At 58.6% G+C, this 3,274-nt stretch carries 3 protein-coding genes and 1 pseudogene; 3 read left to right on the top strand and 1 reads right to left on the bottom strand.

Annotation, left to right across the window (positions count from 1 at the left end; genetic code table 11):
- Nucleotides 1-103: 103 nt before the first annotated feature.
- Nucleotides 104-354 (bottom strand): annotated as a pseudogene (locus tag AB0L97_RS38525) (transposase); the annotation flags it as partial.
- 1,117 nt (nt 355-1,471) lie between these two features.
- Here AB0L97_RS38525 and AB0L97_RS38520 point away from each other — a divergent pair.
- The 3 genes from AB0L97_RS38520 to AB0L97_RS38510 form a co-directional block, all read left to right on the top strand.
- Nucleotides 1,472-1,861 carry an Lsr2 family protein gene (locus tag AB0L97_RS38520; RefSeq protein ID WP_364439987.1) on the top strand — a complete coding sequence of 130 codons (390 nt, stop codon included), beginning with the start codon at nt 1,472-1,474 and terminating at the stop codon, nt 1,859-1,861.
- A gap of 118 nt (nt 1,862-1,979) precedes the next feature.
- Nucleotides 1,980-2,228, top strand: coding sequence for a hypothetical protein (locus tag AB0L97_RS38515; protein WP_364439985.1), 249 nt, complete (start codon nt 1,980-1,982; stop codon nt 2,226-2,228).
- Nucleotides 2,229-3,135: 907 nt separating this feature from the next.
- On the top strand, nt 3,136-3,274 hold a 139-nt coding region (locus AB0L97_RS38510), incomplete at its 3' end, for a hypothetical protein (RefSeq protein ID WP_364439989.1).

Raw genomic sequence — 3,274 nt, 5'->3', positions numbered from 1 at the left:
CGGACAACACCTCTTTACCAGCAGTTCCGCTGTCCCAACTCACCATCCCACGCCGGTTGACAAACCCAGCCCACCCGCTAACTGCGCGGCCTTGGTATTAGGCGACCGCGTGACCCATGACCTCGGCTTCCTGTTCGAGTTGCCGGATCCGTCTGCGGGCCTCGCCCAGCTCGGTGGACTCGTCCGAGGTGGCGCCCGACCGGGCCCCATCTCCGATGTCCGCTCGTTTCAGCCAGTTCTTCAGGCAACTCTGCGGATGCCGAAATCCTTGGCGACCTGAGCCAACGGCGCTGCACCCTTGCGGGCAACCGCGACTACATCGCGACGAAACACCTTGGGGAACGGCTTGGGCATGATGACGATCCTTCCACTGCGAGGACCGAAGTCATCACGGATCAGGAGTCAACCGAACCGGGGAGCCTCCAGTCACCGCCATCGCACTGCGCCTCGGATCGGTCGGCACCGATACCGACATCCTCGACGATCAACTGCTCGACTGGTGTCCCGCGCCGTGGATTCGTTGCAGACGGGGGGTGAGTCGTTCGACGCCTCCCGCTTCCTTCCCCTGGTAGATCCGCTGTGCGAGGTCGTGGCGTCCTTCGACGAGGTTGGCCTGGACCTTGCCTCGTCACCGGTAGGTTTCGTCGTCGGCCATGTGGTTCGTTTGCGGTCGAGCAATGTTGAGGAAGATCTCGCCACGTATAAGGTGAGGAATCCACCGCCACCAACCGCTGCCACTAGATAAAAGTCGGAGCAGTTGATTCGACTCCCCCGTGCTGGTGGTTTCTCACAATGCCTGTGTGTGGGCGCTGTCGGGCATGCGGCCCGACTCGGATCGCGGGTGAAGCTGCTGTTCGAAGACCGCAACCTGACACCCGACCGGCACGGTAGTGCAGCGGCGCGTTGTCTTGCATCTGGCGACCGCTTCGCCGGATTGGGGTCCGCACCGTGATCACCGTCAAGCCGCCCGATGGATGTTCGCGCCGCTAATCATATGAGCCATCCTCTTGCTCGCCTATTGCACGCGACCGGCGGGCGAAGCGGAAGTACGCCTGTGTCTTCGACCGTAGTCATTGAGGAGAATTAAGTCGTACGTAGATTTTATAGACACACGTAGGTATTTCACTTCCCTGAGATATGGGCGGCGCCCCGCTCGAACCACTTCTGAAAAATCGATATCGGACTTGCGCAATGGCAGATAAGCGGCTACGATCCTCATCGTCCGATCGTTTGAAAGTAGGTTTACGCTCTCAGGTGCAGTGTCAGCGATTGCGGTCGGGAGCGACCCCTCATTGTCGGTGCGCACGGCGCATATAGTTGAGCGTTCGGAATAGCAGCGCCATAGGTCGAGAGGGTGACCGACCTCCTGTGCCGCCGCTGCGATCCCGCTGTTGGTGAGCGTGGAGCAAAAGCTGCAACTGTCGCCCGTTCCTAAATTTTGCAATCCTGCGAGCGTGGAAGGCCGGGTCCCATGGCACTCAAAGTGCTCCTTATCGATGACTTCGACAAGAAGTCGAAAGCCACGGAAAAGGTTACATTCGGTTTTGATGGAATTACATACGAGATGGACTTGTCGGAGGTTAATGCAGATCGGTTGCGCGGGATCTTTCACGAGTGGATTCCTTTCGCTCACAAGATCGGGGGAAAACGACGCGCTCGGAGGAGGAAGGGCTCCGACGAACTGAGCGACAAGAGGGTTTCGCAGATTCGCGCATGGGCTCGCCAAGAGGGCCATCCAGTATCCCGCCGAGGGCCTGTTTCGATAGAGATAATCAATGCCTACGAAGCAGCACGCACCTCTACGTCACCCCCTTTCCGGGAAATCCCCCGAATCATCGGCCCAACAGAGACACAAAAATAGACTCCTGAATCTGATCGAGACCGATCCTGCACGCTGGCACCCCGCTGAGAAGTTGTATCATGTCGATGCAATCCGTTGCTGGCGGGTCGAGACGGACTGTGTCACAGGACATTTGATCGTGTCAGATGAGTTGCCGAAGCGGTTGGTGCCCGACGAGTTGTGGGAGCCGGTGGAGCCGTTGCTGCCGGATTTCGTTCCGCGCACGCAGGGGTGGCGGTACCGCGCCGGTCGACCAGCCGGCGCTTTTCACCGCGGTGGTGTGCACATGCTCAGCGATTTGTGCGTGGCCGATGCTGCCACCTTTTTCGATCGCACCGCGCCGACGGCGCATCGCTGGTTCACTATCTGGACCGAGGCCGGTCTGTAGCGGCGTCTACATCGCGCCGTGCTCCATGAGCGGGGTATGGAAGGCTTGATCGACTGGTCGCAGGCGGTGATCGACGCGGCGTCGATGCGAGCCAAGGGGAGGTGATCGACCGCGCCGAGTCCGGTCGATCATGGCAAGTCTGGTTCGAAACTGCACGTCCTTCGGATCGGGCGAGAATTCCCTTGGCTGCAGGTAATCCTACTTCTGTGCCTTTGGACACTCGCCGTCGCTGACCTGCTTCAAGATACTGCCGGGCCCGGCACTGCGGCTCCGACCACTTGAACCGGCCACCGATCCTCGCTTGCCAACAAATAGACTGCGCCGCAACAACATTCATAACCACCTGAGCAAACCATCGGCACAACTGCCGTGCCAGCACTGAGCGCCGGATCCATCAGATGCTCCTCGCCCCGTTTCTGTCGACCGTCCAGTATATTGATGAAGGGTCAATTGAGCACTAAAAGCAGCCTCTATAACGTACGTAGGCCCCTCGAGCACGTACGCCTATCATTTTCGAGGTGATTGAGTGTACGGACAGATCTACCGGCCCGAGAACCGGGGCGGAGGACTTGCGCAATGGAGGATGCGGGGTTAATATTCTCGCCATCAGCTGACCTCCTCGGCAACGGCGGCGGATCCCAGAATCAATATCATCGACACGTTTCGAATCTCCTTTTCAATAATGGAGATTATGAGATGCGAAAGTTTCTCTCGATCACCCTGAAAGCGATGCGAGAAATTTCCGCAGTAGGTTACCGAGTTTCTGGATCTACCCGAAAAGGAGTTAGGCGGAGCCTCGTTTCAGGTGGAGTTCGCGGTTTCTTCTCTCCACTCGATCGATGGTCGGTCAGTAGATAGGTAGGCGTGGTCGAGTTGAATACTCGAGGAAGTCGATAGCGAGCGACAAGTGACTGATTCTGAGAGTGCGTCTGTCCCCGATGTACGGACGTTCGAGGTCCGCACCTTCGGTTGCCAGATGAACGTGCACGATTCCGAACGCTTGTCGGGTTTGCTGGAGGACGCGGGCTACGTGAAGGCCGCGCCCG

Origin of the sequence: Nocardia sp. NPDC051911 (genome assembly GCF_040681035.1) — a bacterium.
In the GTDB taxonomy this organism is placed as follows: Bacteria; Actinomycetota; Actinomycetes; order Mycobacteriales; family Mycobacteriaceae; genus Nocardia; species Nocardia sichangensis.
The sequence above is the reverse complement of the archived record's forward strand: the minus strand, read 5'-3'. Positions and strand labels throughout refer to the sequence as shown.